This window comes from Sporosarcina sp. P34, from assembly GCF_002743375.1.
Lineage (GTDB): Bacteria > Bacillota > Bacilli > Bacillales_A > Planococcaceae > Sporosarcina.
Window position 1 is genome coordinate 64,246 of sequence record NZ_PDZC01000001.1, and the last position, 19,093, is coordinate 83,338.

A 19,093-nucleotide genomic window follows, 5' to 3' on the forward strand; every position below is an offset into this window, starting at 1 on the left:
ATTAGACCTGCTCAACGTGAAAGTCTGGGGAGGCTTGTTCATATGCTAAATGTTCGCCTTCCAGCTTTTGTACGTATTCAATCATAAGATCGCGATCTTTAAGTTGATCACGGACTTCTTTTTCTGTTTCAGCTTCTACATACAAGCTGAGTGTGTTCTCGCGGACTGGAACTTCATGTACGTTTAAATGGTAATATACTTTAAAAATCATGTTTAACTCTCCTTTTTACGTTCCTAATAATACATATCATCAATAATAGCATGCAATTTCCCTAAAATAAAGAAAAGCCCACCAATTTAGTTGGCGGGCGTAAATGTCTAAGCAATTGTCTTTTTACCGAGCAGGCCATTAAGTCGTCTTAGCAGTTTGCGTTTTAGACGTTTGTACATGGCATCATCACTCCTTGACAAGACTGTAACAGAAAAACTTCATCCTGTCAAGTGTAAGAGCTTTACTCTCTGTCGAATGCTGTTGCGCCGGGAATTTCCTTGTAAGGGGCATTCGCATCGATATGGTCATAAAACATAATGCCGTTCAAATGATCGAGTTCATGTTGAAATGCAATGGCAGGTAATCCCTTTAGACGTTTTTTGATTACGTTTCCTTCTTTATCAAAAGCCTTCACGGTGATTCTTGCATACCGGGGAACATAACCCGGCACTTCACGATCTACTGATAAACAGCCTTCGCCGGTTTCTATATAGGTCTTTTCAACGGAATGGCTAATGATTTTTGGGTTAATAGCTATAAAGTTTTCCAATAGAACCTCGCCGTCCGGGATATGCAGAGCGAAGATTCTTTTGGAGGCATTGACTTGTGGAGCGGCCAAACCAATGCCAGACCGTAAACCGTATTTTTTACTCAACTCATCATTTTGGCTGTTGACGACATATTCCAACAGATCATCGCATAATTGGCGGTCTTCATTACTTAAAGGAAAGCTCACCTCTTTTGCTTTTAATCGCAATGTTGGGTGACCCTCCCGGATAATATCGTTCATTAAAATCATTTCTACTCTTCCTCTCGGATATATTAGGGATAGTACAATCTACAATAAAATAGTAACTATTGTGCATAAAGGGTATATAATCGTAAAAACCAATTTCCTCTTATACAGTATAGACGAATGAGAAACATGGTGAAAGAAAAAAGTATATAAAGTGTCTGGAGGGTTATTAATGAAGAAAGTAATTTGTGTATTGTTCGTCTTCCTTCTACTAACTAGTTGTTCCAAAGAGACTGAAGTAACTCAACAACTTACAGATTTACTTGCGGTTCTGAATGAAAAAGAAAAACAAGGGAACAACTTTGGAAAGGAGTTACACGAGATGGAGCAGAGTGAACAAGTCTTGTTTGTTAAGACAATGGAACTGACTCAACAGCAATATCAAGAAGTGAAAAAGCAAGTGGTTGCGATGAAAAAGTCTGCACATGAACGGGCTCGACTGTTAGAAAAAGAGGAAAGTGCTTTACGTGAGTCGAAGATAGCGATAGACCGGATGTCTGAGTGGGTAGAGCGTATGGAATTACATGATTCATTAGATGAAGTAGTTGAAGCATTGTATGAACGCTCTGAAATACAAGAGACATTCATTATGCAGTATAAAAAACTTATAGATAGTCAAACGCAATTATATACACAAATTGAAGATCCATCCATCCGTGAGCATGAACTTCAAAAGCAGGTTCGTCATGTAAATGATTTAATCACTTCTAGCCAACAATCACTTACAGAACTCAATGAAGCAACTAGGGAAGTAAACAGGTTAGTGGCACGCGCTTTGAAAAGTTTAGAAAACAATAAAAAGGAAATATAAAGTAGTGAGTAGGTAGGATTAATAGCGACAACTAGTACGCGATAGGTATTTGTAAGAGCTCATCGTTGCAGTTGTTATATGAATGTTCATTGGTGAATTTCATAGATATAGATTGACCAGTATGACCTAATAAAAACAGTTCTGTACCAATACAGAAACGATATTGTGTTAGTACAGAATGTTTTTAGAAAAATATAAAAATGATTAAAAGTCTTTAATCACAATGGTTGACCGTGCGCTCAGTTTTGCGTATACTAGTATTTATAAGAGGTTGTATTAATTTCATTTGGAAAAGATATAATACAGATACGAAGGAGAGATCAAGATATGGTAGCTAAAAAAGGTAATCAGTATGACCCGGTGAAAGCGCTTCAACTGATTGAAAGCCAATTTGATATGGTGCAAATATTGAATGAAGAAGGAAAGATTGTTGATAAGGACTTAGATCCGAAACTTCCCGACGAGGAATTAGTGGAATTGATGAATCGCATGGTCTATACACGCATCCTTGATCAACGATCTATTTCTTTAAATAGACAAGGGCGTCTTGGGTTTTACGCTCCTACTGCAGGGCAAGAAGCTTCCCAGTTAGCTTCTCAATATGTGTTGGAAAAAGATGATTTCATTCTCCCTGGATATCGTGACGTACCTCAATTATTATTCCATGGCTGGCCGTTGCATATGGCATTTCTATGGTCAAGAGGGCATTATGCAGGAAGTGTGATTCCAGATGGGCTGAATATTTTCCCGCCGCAAATCATTATTGGTGCACAATATATACAGGCAGCTGGCGTTGGTCTAGGCTTTAAGAAAAAAGGTCAAAAATCAGTCGTCATTACGTACACGGGTGATGGCGGAACTTCGCAAGGTGATTTCTACGAAGGATTGAACTTTGCAGGGGCATATAAAGTGCCTGCTATCTTCGTCATTCAGAATAACCAATATGCAATCTCTACACATCGTGATGTACAGACTGCAGCAAAAACTCTCGCTCAAAAGGGTGTAGCAGCAGGCGTGCCAAGTGTGCTCGTAGACGGAATGGATCCATTGGCGGTATACGTTGCAACACGTGACGCAAGAGAACGTGCAGTTAATGGAGATGGACCAACGTTGATCGAAACAATGTGTTACCGTTACGGACCTCATACGATGGCTGGGGATGATCCAACACGCTATCGTACATCTGATGTGGACAATGAATGGGAAAAACGTGACCCGATTGTGCGTTTTAGAACGTACTTAGAAGCCAAAGGTATTTGGTCTAAAGAACAAGAGGAAAAAGTAATTGAACGAGCGAAAGAAGAAATTAAAGAAGCTATCAAAAAAGCGGATGCACAGCCTAAACAAAAGGCGACGGACTTTATGAAAATTATGTATAAAGGCGAAATGCCATTTAACTTACAAGAACAATTGGATGCGTATGCTGGAAAGGAGTCGAACTAATCCATGGCAGAATTAACAATGATTCAAGCGATTACAGATGCGCTTCGTACTGAGCTAAAGACAGATGAAAACGTATTGCTATTCGGTGAAGACGTAGGCGCAAACGGAGGTGTCTTCCGTGCGACGGAAGGCCTCCACAAAGAATTCGGCGAGGAGCGGGTGTTTGATACACCACTAGCTGAATCTGGTATTGGTGGATTGGCAATTGGACTAGCACTTACTGGTTTTCGTCCTATTATGGAAATTCAATTCTTTGGGTTTTTATTTGAAGTGATGGATTCAGTGAGTGGACAAATTGCGAGAATGAACTTTAGAACAGGCGGCCATTTCAATGCGCCGATTACGATCCGTGCGCCATTTGGTGGAGGTGTAGCCACTCCGGAAATGCACGCGGACAGCCTAGAAGGTCTAGTAGCAGCACAACCTGGTTTAACAGTAGTGATCCCATCGACTCCGTATGATGCAAAAGGATTGCTGATCTCTGCAATCAAAAGTGATGACCCTGTAATTTTCTTGGAACATATGAAACTCTATCGTTCATTTAGACAAGAAGTTCCTGAAGAAGAATATACTATTCCTTTAGGCAAAGCGGATGTGAAGCGTGAAGGTAAAGATTTGACCATTGTCACGTACGGTGCAATGGTGCAAGAAAGCTTAAAAGCTGCTGAAGCGCTTGAAAAAGAAAATTACTCAGTGGAAGTAATCGATTTACGTACGATTCAGCCACTCGATATAGAAACTATTATACAATCTGTTGAAAAAACAAACCGCGCAATCGTCGTACAAGAAGCGCAGCGACAAGCGGGAATTGCTGCTAACGTAGTAGCTGAAATTACTGAACGCGCTATTTTGAGTCTAGAAGCTCCAGTGATGCGTGTGACTGCACCAGACACGGTATATCCTTTTGCAGCAGGCGAAAACACATGGTTGCCTAATGCCAAAGACATTGCAGCGAAAGCAAGAGAAGTTCTAACATTCTAAAATAACTGTTGGACAATCCAGGAAGGGTGAATTACGTGACTTATGAATTTCGATTACCAGATATTGGTGAAGGTATACACGAAGGGGAGATCGTTAAGTGGTTCGTAAAACCAGGCGATGAAATCCAAGAAGATGATACATTACTAGAAGTACAAAATGATAAATCAGTAGTTGAAATTCCATCACCTGTATCAGGTACAGTGGAAGAACTTTATGTTACTGAAGGCACTGTAGCAGTTGTTGGAGATAAATTAGTGCGTTTTGATGCACCGGATCATGGTATTCCAGATCATGAAGACGATGAAGAAAGTACGGACTCTTCTGAAGAAGCAAGTGCGGAAAAATCTCATGAACAAGTAGGGGAAGCGCTTGGTAGCGTAGATTCCAAGAAACCTCAACAGGCATCCGAAGAGCAACAATCGACCGAACCGCAAAAAGAACAAACTATCGAGAAAACTACTAGTGAAGTAGATGAAAATCGCCGAGTAATTGCGATGCCATCCGTTCGTAAATATGCACGCGAACAAGATGTAACGATAGCGCAAGTGGCTGGGAGTGGAAAAAACGGCCGTGTATTAAAGGAAGACATAGACTCATTTAAAGCGGGAGATCAACAACAAACCGTTGAGAAAACGACTGAGTCGCAACCGTCTGAGAAAACACCTAGCACTTCAGAAAAGAAAGCACCTGTTTTTGAAGGTGAATTCCCAGAGACTCGTGAGAAGCTGTCTCCTATGCGAAAAGCAATCTCAAAAGCGATGTCCAATTCAAAACACACAGCAGCACATGTTACACTGTTGGATGAAGTAGATGTTACAGCACTTGTTGCACATCGAAAAGAATTCAAAGCGATTGCAGCAGAGAAAGATGTGAAGTTAACATATCTTCCGTATGTAGTAAAAGCGCTCGTAGCTACATTGCGTGAGTTCCCTCAACTGAATACGTCACTAGACGATGCAACAGAGGAATTAATTCAAAAACACTACTACAATATCGGAATTGCAGCAGATACAGATCGCGGCCTAATGGTACCAGTCGTTAAGAATGCTGATCGCAAGTCCATGTTCGCCATTTCGAATGAAGTGAATGAACTCGCTGGAAAAGCGCGCGATGGAAAACTTCAAGCGGCAGAAATGAAGGGTGCATCATGTACGATCACGAATATTGGTTCCGCGGGTGGACAGTGGTTTACACCGATTATTAACCATCCAGAAGTAGCTATTTTAGGTATCGGAAGAATTTCTGAAAAACCAATTGTAAAAAATGGTGAAATTGTAGCTGCACCTATGTTAGCATTATCATTAGTATTTGATCACAGAGTGATTGATGGCGTAACGGGACAATTAGCGTTAAACTATCTTAAGGAATTAATAAGTAATCCATCACTTTTATTAATGGAGGCGTAAAGCAATGGTAGTAGGAGATTTTCCAATTGAAGTTGACACACTTGTAGTAGGTTCAGGTCCAGGAGGATATGTAGCGGCAATACGCGCAGCTCAACTTGGTCAAAAAGTTACCATCGTTGAAAAAGATACAATCGGTGGTGTTTGTTTAAACGTTGGATGTATTCCTTCTAAAGCGATGATTTCTGTTGGACATCGCTTTGTGGATGCACAAAATGCAGATGGTATGGGAATCACTGCAAAATCTGTCGAACTAGACTTTTCTAAAGCGATGAAATTTAAGGAAAGTGTTGTTTCTAAGTTAACTGGCGGCGTATCAGGTTTGCTTAAGGGAAATAAAGTTGAAACAGTTGCTGGTGAAGCGTATTTCGTAGACGCGAACACTGTACGTGTCATGACAGATAACTCTGCTCAAACATATAAATTTAACAACGTTATTATCGCAACAGGTGCACGCCCAGTTGAAATTCCTTCATTCAAATTTACAGACCGTGTAATCAATTCTACGGGCGCTTTAAATTTGAAAGAATTACCGAAAAAGCTTGTCGTTGTTGGTGGCGGCTATATTGGTACAGAACTTGGATCTGCTTATGCTAATCTAGGATCTGAAGTAACTATTCTTGAAGGTGCGGATGATATCCTTGCTGGTTTCGAAAAACAAATGACGCAAATTGTTAAAAAAGGCTTGAAGAAAAAAGGCGTTGAGGTAGTTGTGAAAGCATCTGCTAAAGGCGTTGAAGAAACGAAAGACGGCGTCGTAGTAACATACGAAGCTAAAGGTGAAGAAGTAAAAATTGAAGCGGACTACGTTCTGGTAACAGTGGGCCGTCGTCCGAATACAGATGAAATCGGTTTGGAAGGTCTTGGCTTGAACATGACTGACCGCGGTTTGATCGAAGTGGACAAGCAATGCCGTACAAATCTACCGAATGTATATGCAATCGGTGATATCGTAGCAGGACCTCAGCTTGCGCACAAAGCGTCTTACGAGGCAAAAATTGCAGCGGAAGCTATTTCTGGAGAAAAATCTGAAGTGGATTATATGGCGATTCCGGCTGTATGTTTCACCGATCCGGAATTGGCAACTGTAGGCTTAAACGAACAACAAGCAAAAGATGAAGGTTATGACGTAGTAAGCGGTAAATTCCCGTTTGCAGCTAACGGCCGTGCCCTTTCATTGGATGCTACAGAAGGTTTTGTGAAGCTTGTCGGTCGCAAAGAAGACGGTTTATTACTAGGTGCTCAAATCGTTGGGGAAAATGCTTCTGATATGATTGCAGAACTCGGACTAGCGATTGAAGCGGGTATGACTCTTGAAGATATTTCTATGACTATTCATGCTCACCCTACACTTGGTGAAATTTCTATGGAAGCAGCAGAAGTTGCTCTTGGTAAGCCGATTCACATGATGACGAAATAAAACAGCTAGAATTGAACAGCCCATGGGATTTTTTCTCATGGGCCTTTTTACATTATGAAAAAAATGGGGGATTTTCATGTGGGAAACTAGAGTGACAAAACTGTTTGGTATTGAATATCCAATTGTGCAAGGGGGACTTGCGTATCTGGCTTATTCAGACCTGGCTGCTGCCGTTTCGGAGGCGGGTGGACTTGGACAAATTACAGCGATGAGCTTGACTTCTCCTGACGCATTGAAAGAAGAGATTCGCAAAGTTCGCGAAAAGACAGAGAAACCATTCAGTGTGAATTTTGCAATTGGTAATCATGGTAGATCTTACGAAGCAATGGTGGAAGCTGCGTTAGAAGAAAAGATCGATATTATATCGGTTACCGGGGGAAATCCCGCGCCACTGTTTGATATGTTAACGGGTACTAACGTAAAGAAGATGGTGTTGGTGGCCGCTAGAAGACAAGCGCAAAAAGCCGAAGAGATCGGTGCGGATGCAGTCATAGCGGTTGGTCAAGAAGGCGGAGGGCATTTAGGTCGTGATGATATAGGTACGATGGTGTTAATCCCGAGGATTGTAGATTCCGTTAGTATACCGGTCATTGGTTCAGGTGGTATTGGTGATGGACGGGGCTGGGTGGCAGCGCAAGCACTAGGGGCAGAAGGAATCGAAATGGGTACTCGTTTCATAGCAACAAAAGAATGCGTGGATGCATCACCTGCTTATCTTGAAACGCTTTTAGCGAGCAGTGAACAAGATACAACGATTATCAAACGCACGATCGGTGCACCTGCCCGTGCATTGACGAATGAATGGACAGAGAAGATTCTGAAGTTGGAAGCGGAAGATGTCGGTTACGAAGGACTGAAAGCATTTATTAGCGGGGAAGCAAATTGTAAATTCATTCACGATGGTATGAATGATCAAGGCTTTGGTTGGGGTGGCCAAGTAGCGGGTATGATTGAAGATGTTCCAAGCGTTGCCGAATTGTTTGAACGAATGAAAAAAGAAGCAATAACTATACGAAAAAAATGGAGTGTCGGATAAGGAGAGAAGTAAATGGCAGGTTATCAATATCCACTACGTGCGGATTGGTCAACAGAAGAAATCGTGAAGGTGATTGATTTTTTCACAAAAGTAGAGCAAGCCTATGAATCGACTATCGAACGAGACGAATTCATGAGATATTATCGGGCTTTCAAAAGTGTGGTTCCATCCATGGCTGAAGAAAAAACGCTATGCAAGGAATTTGAGGAAAGCAGTGACTATGTTGCATTTCGCGTAGTGAAAGCGGCAAAAGAGAGCCAACCAGGCGAACTGCTAAAGATGAAAAAATAATCAATGCAAAGGCTGGGACAAAACCTCAAAAGGTATGAAGGAGAAGACACCTTCATACCTTTTTTCATTCACTGAAACCTATTTATAAAGTTTAATTCGTTAGTAATCAAGAGTGTAGCGTAGGGGAACGGACTGTTTTTTAAGTTATGTCCAGCCTCTTATTTGTTTCCACTCCTAAATAGGACCCTTATTAAAGCGCTACGTTGATCAAATATGGAAGCGTTTTACTAGTACGTCAATACATGGTGTATTCCAATATTCAATTTTTATTTCAATCTAAAGAATGAATAACTACGTCATAAACAGGCAATAACTTCGTGAACGTATCCTCTGCATACGCATAAAATTGCTCTTCACTCATTTTGGATGCTTCATCTCTTGAAAGGTGACGACCGACTAAAAACTCTGCTTTTTTCACCGTATGTAGACGATCCAGTAATTTTTCGAGACCTTCTACACCAATTTCATTAATGTGCTCGGCTTCAGGCTTCATATGGTCTCCGGAAACTATAAAATCTTTTGGTAAGGAAGTCAGTACTTCCATATTTTTTTCTAAACGTTTAGCAATCCCTTTTTTATCGGGATTTTCATAAATAATTGCCAGTATGATGAATAAATGAGTGCTCCACAAGCCAATCTGAAAGTGAGGTAACGCTTTATAACCTCTCTTAGCAGGAGCAAATGCTACCCAGCTATCCCGTGGCGGATTGACAGTTCGCCTCGCGTGTTTTGCAACATGTGGAAAAAACTCACCCGTACCGTGTGCGGAAAGGCGGTGTGCAAAATGATTACCTAATTCTATGAATTTTGGTTGTACTTTTTCCTGTAAAGCTTTCATGCGATGATCCAAGCCATCAACGGTAAAAACGTCAAAATCATTTGATGACCAATAAGACTGTAACAACAAAATCTCCTCCAGTTTGTAATGATTACGTTTATCTTATCAGTAATTGGGGAATAATTTAAAATAACAAGGCTTCTAACCACTAAAAGTCAGAATTTTTGCATATCTTACTATTAAGACGGTTGAAGTCAAATATTAACTTAAAAGGGGTGCTACTTATGAAACAGGTCGTTCATTTTATCCGAAAAGAAGATGTTGAGAGAGAATATGTGAGAACTTTACAATTGGAATTGGATTATGAATTAGCTACTCTATACGACGCACTGCAAGACCAAGACACAGTTCAAGTAGATAAAAGCAAACTACGATTGACGGAAATTCACAATGAAATGGAGACACTTAATGTTTTCTCGGTGTAAGCATGGTTTAATAAAAGACATCCCCATTCACTTCAGAAATTGAAGGAAATGTGACGGGGTGTCTTTTTACTTAACATCCTATCGCTGTTATCTCTTTTGTTCCGTTGCCTCTGTGTTATACTAGCGATAGTCGGAATGGGAAGAGGTGGCAGAATGAATCTTAATGCGATAGATCGATATGCGAAATCGTTAATCAAAGAGGCTGGCCACAAAATACGAGTGTCTTTTTTTAGTACAATTGACATCGATTCAAAGGCTGATGCTAATGATTTAGTTACCAATATCGATAAAGAAGTGGAAAGTTTTTTTGTTGAACGGGTAAAACAAGACTTTCCGGAGCATAAAATGGTTTCGGAAGAGGGATTTGGAGATAAGATATCTTCGCTTGACGGAATAATTTGGTTCCTTGATCCAATTGACGGAACGATGAATTTTATCCATCAGAGAAGAAACTTTGCGATTTCTTTGGGGATTTATGTAGACGGCGTGGGGATGCTGGGCTACATATATGATGTAATGCGGGATGAGTTATACCATGCAGCGAAAGGTGAAGGTGCTTATTTCAATGATGAGCGTCTCCCACAGCTGGAAATCACACCACTAGAAGAAGCGATTATCGGCATCAATGCTAGCTGGGTTGCGCCAAATCACCGTGTGGAAAATGAGAAAATTATTGAGCTCGTCACACGTTGCCGTGGAACACGATCATATGGTTCGGCTGCGATTGAGCTAGCATATGTTTCGTCGGGAAGAATCGACGCATATATTTCTATGCGACTGGCACCTTGGGACATAGCTGGGGGAATCGTCATTGCGCAAGAAGTAGGAGCTGTAGCAACGAACTTAGAAGGTGTGACACCACATCTACTCGGATCTGACACATTTATTGTCACACGTCCGGGATTACATGAAGAGATTTTATCGAAATATATCCGACTAAAATAAAAAAGGGGCTGTTTGTTAAACCTAAATGGTTTAATATACAGTCCCTTTGAGTGATTTATAGCGTGCCTTCTCTACGCATACGTGCTTTCGTTTTAAATCCGTAACCCATGATTAAAATTAGAGCGACAATGGCAAGGACGACTACGAATAGACTACGCATACCTACTCCAATACCAATTGCGGACATGGAAAGTACGGCACCGAGTGAATAAATTACGAAAATCCACTTAATGTCTTTCAAAAAAATCCCTCCATATAATTTAAAATATTATTTAATTAGACTATCTTGTGCTATAATAACACAGTTGAACATCTGAAATAAAGATAAACGGAGTGAAAAAATGACAAACGAACGTACTGATCTTAGAAATATTGCAATTATCGCCCACGTTGACCATGGTAAAACGACATTGGTCGACCAATTACTTAAACAATCCGGTATTTTCCGGTCGAATGAACATGTAGATGACCGCGCAATGGACTCAAACGAACTAGAGCGTGAACGAGGAATTACGATCCTAGCTAAAAACACTGCTATTGAATATAATGACACAAAAATCAACATCTTAGATACACCAGGACACGCTGACTTTGGTGGCGAAGTAGAAAGAATCTTGCGTATGGTAGACGGCGTAATTTTAGTTGTTGATGCATTCGAAGGCTGTATGCCACAAACTCGCTTCGTACTGAAAAAAGCTTTGGAAACAAATTTGAAGCCAATTGTCGTTGTAAATAAAATCGACCGTGATTTCGCAAGACCAGAGGAAGTAGTAGACGAAGTACTTGAGTTATTTATCGAGCTTGATGCGAATGATGAACAATTGGAATTCCCGGTTGTTTATGCTTCAGGATTTAACGGTACTGCGAGTCTTTCCCCAGATCCTGCAACTCAAGAAGACACATTACGTGTTCTTTATGAATCCATTCTGGAAAACATTCCATCACCAATCGACAATCGTAACGAACCACTTCAGTTCCAAGTATCACTACTGGACTACAATGATTACGTTGGTCGTATCGGAATCGGACGTATTTTCCGTGGAACGATGAAAGTAGGAGAACAAGTCGCAGTTCTTAAGCGGGATGGATCTGTGAAAACTTTACGGGTAACAAAACTATACGGTTTCCTAGGCTTAAAAAGAGTCGAAGTAGAAGAAGCATATGCAGGTGACCTTGTAGCTGTTTCAGGAATGGGTGACATTGATGTCGGTGAGACGGTTTGTCCAACCGATCATCAAGAAGCGCTTCCTGAACTCCACATCGATGAGCCAACGCTACAAATGCGTTTCTTAGTTAATAACAGTCCGTTCGCTGGACGTGAAGGGAAATGGGTCACTTCACGAAAAATTCAAGAGCGTTTAGATCAACAGCTTGAGACGGATGTTTCATTACGAGTAGAACAAACAGATTCACCAGACGAATGGATCGTATCTGGACGGGGAGAACTTCACTTGTCTATTCTTATCGAGAATATGCGTCGTGAAGGTTTCGAACTTCAAGTTTCTAAGCCCCAAGTAATCATTCGCGAAATCGACGGTAAGCGTAGCGAGCCTTTTGAACGCGTTCAAATTGATGTACCGGAAGAACATACTGGATCAATCATCGAATCTATTGGTGAACGTAAAGGTGAAATGTTGGATATGATCAATAATGGTAACGGCCAAGTGCGTTTAATTTTCTTGGTACCCGCTCGCGGATTGATCGGTTATACAACAGACTTCCTTACATTGACTCGTGGATACGGAATCTTAAACCATACATTTGACAGCTATAAACCCGTTACTACTGGTAAAATCGGTGGCAGACGTCACGGAGTTCTTGTGTCTATGGAGAATGGGACAGTAACCGGTTATAGTGTGATGCAACTTGAAGACCGTGGAACTATGTTTGTAGAGTCAGGTGCAGAAATCTATGCTGGTCAGGTAGTAGGAGAGAGTAACCGTGATAGCGATTTGACGATTAACTTAACGAAAATCAAACATGCTACTAACGTACGTTCAGCTTCGAAAGACCAAACTGTTACAACGAAAAAGCCACGTCTTATGTCGCTTGAAGAAGCACTGCAATATATTGCTGATGACGAGTACTGTGAAGTTACACCAGAATCGATTCGTATACGTAAAAAAGTGTTAGACAAAAATGAACGCGAACGTATAAATAAAAAGAAGAAACTTGGCGAATAATAAAGATAGAAGGGAATGTATGGAATGAGAGTAGAAGATTCAGAAATGGTCTACAATCGGTTATCGGGAACCGCTCGCATTATTTATGAATATGCGCCAAATTTCACGACAGCCGGCTATATTCTGTTTGCGCTCGTTTTCATCATGTCTGCTATTGTGTATAAGCTTGGATTTGCAAGGAAGATTAGCTTTGGTCGAAACGTTATCATTTATACGTTTCTATTTATTGGGTGTATCATACTAACATTCTTAGCTTTCTTTCTTCCAATTGTAGAAGGACTGTTTGTGGCTGCTGCTATCCTTATTATCTATCGTGTTCGAAGAATGAATGAACACAAAAAAGACTCCGTTACTCAGTAACGGAGTCTTTTTTGTTCGATTAAAAATCTTTTTCAGTCGGATCCGAGCTACGATGGAAAACAAAGTTGCCAGTTGCAATACGCTTCTCTGTTAAATTACTGATCCGCTCTCTACACGTAGGGCACATATACGTATGAATAGGCCGGTTTCGTAATTTCTTGGCAAGCGGATTATCATCCTCTAATTGATCGTTTTGGTCACATATGACACATTTAACGCGCATTGGAATTTCTCCTTTAATCCACTTGGATAGCTTGGACATAACGAATCGGTGAATCTTGATTCGATCCGTCTTTAAACAGTACATGTACAGGACCGTCTTCTCGAAGAGGTTTGCCATTATGACTGAATTTGAAAATGACGTTGTTTGCTTCCTCAAGTGGATACGTGTATTTTTCGTCTTTTGTAATGAGTGTAAATGTTGTTGCATTTGCAGATGGAACAGCATTGTGAATGAATGGTTTCAATACAATACCGAAGCTGCTTGACAACATTTTATCTTTTTCATATCTTTTTTCACTTTTTAAAGTAGGTGGGTATGTGGCACCTTCCATAATTTCTCTAGACCAGTGTTTACCCATTTTTTCTTTATACTCTTCCATTTCATCTTTTTCAATAAAATCCTCTGAGAAAAATTCATCCAGATCAATACGACGATCATCAAATATCCAAACAGTAGGATCTAATGTAATTGCATGTTTCACGTTTCCGGTAATTGGTATAATAAGTTCCAAAATATATCCCCCTCAATCGATAGTCACTAGTTTTAGTATACCTTTTCATAGAAGAAGTGAAAAGGATTTCATTTCGGTTCGTTTTTTCATTGGGTAACGCTTGCATTTTGTAAGAGCAAAAGATACAATTTAGACATTAACACCTTGCGGGAATAATGAATAATGGGGGCGTCTCCATGGAAATAGAAGTTCAAGATACGTACAAAGAACAGGCATTAAAACAACTGCAAATCGATGCAGAGAAAATTGCAAAGCTAATCAAAGTTCAAATGGATAATTTAACGATGCCGCAATGTCCACTATATGAGGAAGTGCTTGATACGCAAATGTACGGATTATCCCGTGAGATTGATTTTGCTGTTAAGCTCGGACTAGTCGAACAAGATAAAGGCCGTGAAATAATCTCTGTTCTCGAAAAAGAGTTAAATATTTTACACGAACTGTATACAAATAAATAAATGGAAGACTCAAACTACTCCAACAGTTTGAGTTTTTTATTTAAAACGATGAGGTACAATGAAAATGAAGACTTATATGAATCGAATTTTACGCAATTTTGACTATCCATTATTTTTTGTCTATTTACTGCTCTCTTTATTTGGGCTGATTATGATTTACAGTGCAAGTATGGTGTGGGCCATGAATATTTATAACTTTGAACCATCCCATTTCTTTAGGAAACAAGTAACGAACTTAGCCATTGCGATTCCAGCGTTTCTGTTGGTGTCCATTATTCCTTACCGGCATTATAGAAATAAAAAGTTTTTGTATAGTACGCTAATCGTCATGTTTACTTTGTTGATTATTGTAAAGTTCATCGGATTTGGTGATGCTGTAGGGGCGAAGAGTTGGCTTTCATTACCGTTTGGAATAGGAAACTTACAGCCAACAGAAGTAGCGAAAATTGCATTTATCGTATATTTCTCAGGTGTATTTGCAAATAAATATTATGCAGGTACATTGGATGAAATCAAAACTACTATTTTCCCAACATTTTCTGTTTTAACAGCTTCTCTTTTATTGGTATTATTGGAACCGGATTTTGGAGCCACCATGATTTTATTCCTTGTTGCTATTTCTGTCATTATGGCCAGCGGAATGCAAGTGAAGAATTATCTAATCATCAGTCGTTTCTTCGCTTTGCTAGGCGTGTTAATCGGGATTGTTCTGTGGATTAAGTGGGATACGGTCATGACTGTCTCGCGTATGGGACGCTTTCTTGCGTTTACAGACCCCTTTGAATACATACAAGGTTCAGGCCTGCAAATTGTTAATGGATACATTGCAATTGGTGCTGGAGGACTCAAAGGTGTAGGCCTCGGAAACAGTATTCAGAAACTTGGCTATTTACCTGAGCCGCATACTGATGTTATCATGGCAGTAATCTCTGAAGAAACTGGACTGCTTGGAACGACACTTGTTCTTGGAGGTCTCTTTTTCATCGTGATGAGAGCGTTTACGGTTGCACTGCGTACAAAAGACGCACATGCAAGAATGCTCGCAGCTGGTGTAGGTAGTTTGATTGCTATTCAAACACTAGTAAACTTGGGTGGATTGACAGGGTTAATTCCGTTAACAGGCGTTACATTGCCGTTTATAAGTTATGGCGGTACATCTGTTGTGTTCTTGTCGATTGCGCTAGGTATATTGATGAACGTTTCAATGTTTGTAAAGTATGAGAGAACAAAGTAGAGGGGATTGATTTGTCGGTGGAGAGAAGAGAGATTAAGAAAGTACTAGTCGCAAACCGCGGCGAAATTGCAATTCGTGTATTTCGAGCATGTACTGAATTAGGGATCGCGACGGTTGGAATTTATTCAGCTGAAGATCGCGCCTCCCTACATCGTTACAAATCTGATCAGTCGTTTATTGTGGGTGAAGGTAAGAAGCCTATCGATGCATACTTGGATATTGAAGGGATTATCGATATCGCGAAAAAAGCGAATGTCGATGCCATTCATCCGGGCTACGGATTCTTAGCGGAGAATGCTCAGTTTGCGGCACGTCTAGAAGAAGAAGGAATTATCTTTATTGGTCCGACGTCTAAACATTTAGAAATGTTCGGTGATAAAGTAAAAGCTAGAGAGCAAGCAATATTGGCTGATATCCCAGTCATACCAGGAAGCGATGGACCGGTTACTTCAGTTGACGAAGTTGTGGCATTTGGCGAACAGCATAGCTATCCGATTATTATTAAAGCTTCTTTAGGTGGCGGTGGTCGTGGTATGCGAATCGTCGAATCAGCCGAAGAAGTGCAGGAGGCTTATAACCGAGCGAAATCCGAAGCGAAATCAGCATTTGGTTCTGATGAAGTGTATGTAGAGAAATTCATTACGAATCCAAAACATATCGAAGTACAAATACTAGGTGATACATATGGGGAGATCGTCCATTTGTACGAACGCGATTGCTCTATTCAGCGTCGCCACCAAAAGGTAGTGGAAATCGCTCCTTCTATTTCATTGACTGAAGAACTACGCTATGAGATTTGTAATGCTGCTGTTAAATTATCAAAAAATGTATCCTATATTAATGCGGGTACTGTGGAGTTTTTAGTAGCTGATGATTCTTTCTATTTCATCGAAGTCAATCCGCGTATTCAAGTGGAGCACACGATCACTGAAATGATTACAGGAATTGATATTGTGCAGTCACAAGTGCTAATCGCTGCAGGCGAATCCCTTCATTCTGAACGAGTGAACATACCAGAGCAACAAAATGTACCGTTATTTGGTTATGCTATTCAATCACGTGTTACAACGGAAGATCCGTTGAATGACTTTATGCCTGACACAGGAAAAGTAATGGTCTATCGTTCGAGTGGCGGATTTGGTGTTCGTTTGGATACAGGCAATGCGTATCAAGGTTCTGTGATTAGCCCGTACTATGATTCTTTATTAGTGAAGGTTTCAACGTGGGGTTCAACCTTTGGGGATGCTGCAAGTAAAATGCACAGAAATTTGAAAGAGTTCAGAATACGTGGAATTAAAACGAATATACCTTTCCTTGAAAATGTCGTATGTCATGAAAACTTTTTATCAGGCAATTACAATACGAGCTTTATCGATGAAACTCCAGAATTATTCGCGTTTGCTAAGAAACACGATAGAGGCACGAAAGTTTTATCCTACCTTGGGAACGTTACCATTAATGGATTCCCTGGTATCGATGACTCAACGCGCCCTGTGTTGCATCCGGTTCGTATACCCAAAATTGATGACGGTATGCCCATACCAAACGGAACGAAACAAATTTTGGATGAGCAAGGAGCAGATGGGTTAGTCGAGTGGGTGTTAAAGCAAGACGATGTACTGCTGACAGATACTACTTTCCGGGATGCACATCAGTCTTTATTGGCTACGCGTATGAGAACGAAGGAATTAACGCAGATTGCAACTGAAAGTGCTCATTTATTACCTGACCTTTTCTCATTTGAGATGTGGGGAGGCGCGACATTCGATGTAGCATACCGCTTCTTGAAGGAGAGTCCGTGGGATCGACTCGAGAAATTACGTAAGCAAGTACCTAATGTCTTATTCCAGATGCTCTTCAGAGGAGCCAATGCAGTCGGTTATACAAACTACCCAGATAACGTCATTCGCGAATTCATAAAAGAATCGGCTGCATCAGGTATAGATGTATTCCGTATTTTCGATAGCTTGAACTGGATCAAAGGTATGGAAGTTGCAATTGACGAAACTCGGTCAACAGGAAAGATTGCAGAAGCGACAATTTGTTATACAGGAGATATTCTAGACGACAATCGAGCTAAATATACAGTCAACTACTACAAAGAGATGGCCAAAGAACTCGAATCAGTTGGCGCTCATATATTGGCGATCAAAGATATGGCAGGATTGCTGAAGCCTGAAGCAGCTTATCGTTTAGTATCAGAATTGAAAGCGTCAACAAGTCTGCCAATTCATTTGCATACACACGATACGAGCGGCAATGGTATTTATATGTATGCCAAAGCGATAGAAGCGGGAGTGGATATTGTCGATACAGCTATTGGTTCAATGGCGGGAATGACTTCACAACCTTCGGCCAATTCACTTGCGTATGCAATGCAAAACAGTGAACGTCATGTACGTGCAAATACAGAGTCGTTAGAGAAACTTTCGCATTACTGGGAAGATGTGCGAAAATACTACAAACCTTTTGAAAGTGGCATGAACAGTCCACACTCGGAAATTTATGTTCATGAGATGCCTGGTGGCCAATATTCGAATTTACAACAGCAGTCAAAAGCGGTAGGTCTTGGAGAGCGCTGGGAAGAAGTGAAAAAAATGTATTCCCGCGTGAACTTCCTCTTTGGTGACATTGTCAAAGTGACACCGTCATCGAAAGTAGTAGGGGATATGGCGTTGTTCATGGTACAAAATGAATTGGACGAGCATACAGTCATTGAAAAAGGACAAACTATTGATTTCCCAGAATCCGTTATTGAGTTTTTCGAAGGTTCAATTGGCCAGCCATATGGTGGTTTCCCGAAAGAGTTACAGGAAGTAATATTGAAAGGGCGCAAGGCAATCACTGTACGGCCGGGTGAGTTACTAGAACCAGTAAACTTCCAAGACGTTTTAAAAGAGTTGACGGAAAAAATGGAAAAGCCTGCTACAATGCATGATGCACTCGCTTACGTTTTGTATCCGAAAGTCTTTGAAGAATATATCGAAGTGAGAAAGCAGTTTGATGATGTTTCTGTCATCAATACGCCAGAATTCTTATATGGTTTACGTTTAGGTGAAGAAATCGAGATTGAGATTGAGTTCGGTAAAACACTTATCGTCAAATTGGTGTCGATTGGTGAACCCAATCCTGACGGAACACGCACGCTGTACTTCGAATTGAACGGACAGTCACGTGAGATCATTATCCAAGATTTCCAAGTGGAAACAAGAGAAGATGTAAAGCAAAAAGCCGACCCGACAAATGAAACGCACATTGCAGCTACTATGCCGGGAACTGTTTTACAAGTTGCTGTTTCAATTGGCGCTAAAGTAAAACGCGGCGAGCACTTGTTAATTACAGAGGCTATGAAAATGGAAACTACGATTCAAGCTCCATTTGCAGGAGTAGTCAAAGCTATATATGCAGGTCCTGGGGATTCCATCTCATCAGGAGACTTGTTGATAGAATTAGACCATTAAAAAACAGCTTCCACATGTCGTTAAGACTGTGGAAGCTGTTTTCCTATAACTTATACAAAAAGC

20 protein-coding genes are annotated in these 19,093 nt (G+C 40.6%); 14 read left to right on the forward strand and 6 right to left on the reverse strand.

What is annotated here, in order from left to right:
- Position 1: 1 nt before the first annotated feature.
- Both CSV63_RS00325 and def read right to left on the reverse strand, forming a co-directional pair.
- Positions 2-211: a DNA-dependent RNA polymerase subunit epsilon gene (locus CSV63_RS00325; protein ID WP_099694046.1), complete on the reverse strand. Its 210-nt coding sequence runs from the start codon at positions 209-211 to the stop codon at positions 2-4.
- A gap of 241 nt (positions 212-452) precedes the next feature.
- The gene (gene def / locus CSV63_RS00330) at positions 453-1,010 is read right to left on the reverse strand and encodes a peptide deformylase (protein WP_099632375.1); all 558 of its coding nucleotides are present in this window, start codon (positions 1,008-1,010) and stop codon (positions 453-455) included.
- Between the two features lie 169 nt (positions 1,011-1,179).
- Between def and CSV63_RS00335 the strand changes: the two genes are divergently transcribed.
- The 7 genes from CSV63_RS00335 (at position 1,180) to CSV63_RS00365 (ending at position 8,392) form a co-directional block, all read left to right on the forward strand.
- The gene (locus tag CSV63_RS00335) at positions 1,180-1,818 is read left to right on the forward strand and encodes a YkyA family protein (RefSeq protein WP_099694047.1); all 639 of its coding nucleotides are present in this window, start codon (positions 1,180-1,182) and stop codon (positions 1,816-1,818) included.
- Between the two features lie 327 nt (positions 1,819-2,145).
- Positions 2,146-3,261 (forward strand): pyruvate dehydrogenase (acetyl-transferring) E1 component subunit alpha, encoded by a 1,116-nt coding sequence (gene pdhA, locus CSV63_RS00340; RefSeq protein WP_099694048.1) that lies wholly within the window; start codon positions 2,146-2,148, stop codon positions 3,259-3,261.
- Positions 3,262-3,264: 3 nt separating this feature from the next.
- Positions 3,265-4,242 carry an alpha-ketoacid dehydrogenase subunit beta gene (locus CSV63_RS00345; RefSeq protein WP_099694049.1) on the forward strand — a complete coding sequence of 326 codons (978 nt, stop codon included), beginning with the start codon at positions 3,265-3,267 and terminating at the stop codon, positions 4,240-4,242.
- A 35-nt stretch (positions 4,243-4,277) separates the two neighbouring features.
- On the forward strand, positions 4,278-5,648 hold the full coding sequence (locus tag CSV63_RS00350; RefSeq protein WP_099694050.1) for a dihydrolipoamide acetyltransferase family protein: 1,371 nt from the start codon (positions 4,278-4,280) through the stop codon (positions 5,646-5,648).
- Positions 5,649-5,652: 4 nt separating this feature from the next.
- Positions 5,653-7,065 (forward strand): dihydrolipoyl dehydrogenase, encoded by a 1,413-nt coding sequence (gene lpdA / locus CSV63_RS00355; protein WP_099694051.1) that lies wholly within the window; start codon positions 5,653-5,655, stop codon positions 7,063-7,065.
- A gap of 76 nt (positions 7,066-7,141) precedes the next feature.
- Positions 7,142-8,101: an NAD(P)H-dependent flavin oxidoreductase gene (locus tag CSV63_RS00360; protein ID WP_099694052.1), complete on the forward strand. Its 960-nt coding sequence runs from the start codon at positions 7,142-7,144 to the stop codon at positions 8,099-8,101.
- Positions 8,102-8,113: 12 nt separating this feature from the next.
- Positions 8,114-8,392 carry a UPF0223 family protein gene (locus CSV63_RS00365; RefSeq protein ID WP_099694053.1) on the forward strand — a complete coding sequence of 93 codons (279 nt, stop codon included), beginning with the start codon at positions 8,114-8,116 and terminating at the stop codon, positions 8,390-8,392.
- Between the two features lie 271 nt (positions 8,393-8,663).
- Here CSV63_RS00365 and CSV63_RS00370 read toward each other — a convergent pair whose 3' ends face one another.
- Positions 8,664-9,296 (reverse strand): YktB family protein, encoded by a 633-nt coding sequence (locus CSV63_RS00370; RefSeq protein WP_099694054.1) that lies wholly within the window; start codon positions 9,294-9,296, stop codon positions 8,664-8,666.
- A gap of 158 nt (positions 9,297-9,454) precedes the next feature.
- Between CSV63_RS00370 and CSV63_RS00375 the strand changes: the two genes are divergently transcribed.
- Both CSV63_RS00375 and CSV63_RS00380 read left to right on the forward strand, forming a co-directional pair.
- A complete protein-coding gene (locus tag CSV63_RS00375; protein ID WP_099694055.1) occupies positions 9,455-9,655 on the forward strand; it encodes a hypothetical protein in 201 nt (66 codons plus the stop codon).
- Between the two features lie 153 nt (positions 9,656-9,808).
- Positions 9,809-10,600 carry an inositol monophosphatase family protein gene (locus CSV63_RS00380; RefSeq protein WP_099694056.1) on the forward strand — a complete coding sequence of 264 codons (792 nt, stop codon included), beginning with the start codon at positions 9,809-9,811 and terminating at the stop codon, positions 10,598-10,600.
- A gap of 55 nt (positions 10,601-10,655) precedes the next feature.
- On the opposite strand, the gene CSV63_RS00385 is transcribed toward CSV63_RS00380, so the two are convergent.
- Entirely contained in the window at positions 10,656-10,841 is a 186-nt protein-coding gene (locus tag CSV63_RS00385; protein ID WP_099671901.1) for a YlaF family protein, read from the reverse strand.
- A gap of 100 nt (positions 10,842-10,941) precedes the next feature.
- Between CSV63_RS00385 and typA the strand changes: the two genes are divergently transcribed.
- Together typA and CSV63_RS00395 are read left to right on the forward strand one after the other, a co-directional pair.
- Complete coding sequence (gene typA / locus CSV63_RS00390; protein WP_099694057.1) at positions 10,942-12,783, forward strand: translational GTPase TypA; 1,842 nt, start codon at positions 10,942-10,944, stop codon at positions 12,781-12,783.
- Positions 12,784-12,807: 24 nt separating this feature from the next.
- The gene (locus CSV63_RS00395) at positions 12,808-13,143 is read left to right on the forward strand and encodes a YlaH-like family protein (protein ID WP_369802560.1); all 336 of its coding nucleotides are present in this window, start codon (positions 12,808-12,810) and stop codon (positions 13,141-13,143) included.
- Positions 13,144-13,162: 19 nt separating this feature from the next.
- Here CSV63_RS00395 and CSV63_RS00400 read toward each other — a convergent pair whose 3' ends face one another.
- Entirely contained in the window at positions 13,163-13,366 is a 204-nt protein-coding gene (locus tag CSV63_RS00400) for a YlaI family protein (protein ID WP_085133126.1), read from the reverse strand.
- A 13-nt stretch (positions 13,367-13,379) separates the two neighbouring features.
- On the reverse strand, positions 13,380-13,877 hold the full coding sequence (locus CSV63_RS00405) for a hypothetical protein (protein ID WP_099694058.1): 498 nt from the start codon (positions 13,875-13,877) through the stop codon (positions 13,380-13,382).
- Between the two features lie 176 nt (positions 13,878-14,053).
- Between CSV63_RS00405 and CSV63_RS00410 the strand changes: the two genes are divergently transcribed.
- The 3 genes from CSV63_RS00410 (at position 14,054) to pyc (ending at position 19,030) form a co-directional block, all read left to right on the forward strand.
- Entirely contained in the window at positions 14,054-14,335 is a 282-nt protein-coding gene (locus CSV63_RS00410; protein WP_099694059.1) for an Fpa/YlaN family protein, read from the forward strand.
- A 64-nt stretch (positions 14,336-14,399) separates the two neighbouring features.
- Positions 14,400-15,569: an FtsW/RodA/SpoVE family cell cycle protein gene (locus CSV63_RS00415; protein ID WP_099694060.1), complete on the forward strand. Its 1,170-nt coding sequence runs from the start codon at positions 14,400-14,402 to the stop codon at positions 15,567-15,569.
- 17 nt (positions 15,570-15,586) lie between these two features.
- A complete protein-coding gene (pyc, locus tag CSV63_RS00420) occupies positions 15,587-19,030 on the forward strand; it encodes a pyruvate carboxylase (protein WP_099694061.1) in 3,444 nt (1,147 codons plus the stop codon).
- Positions 19,031-19,093 lie beyond the last annotated feature (63 nt).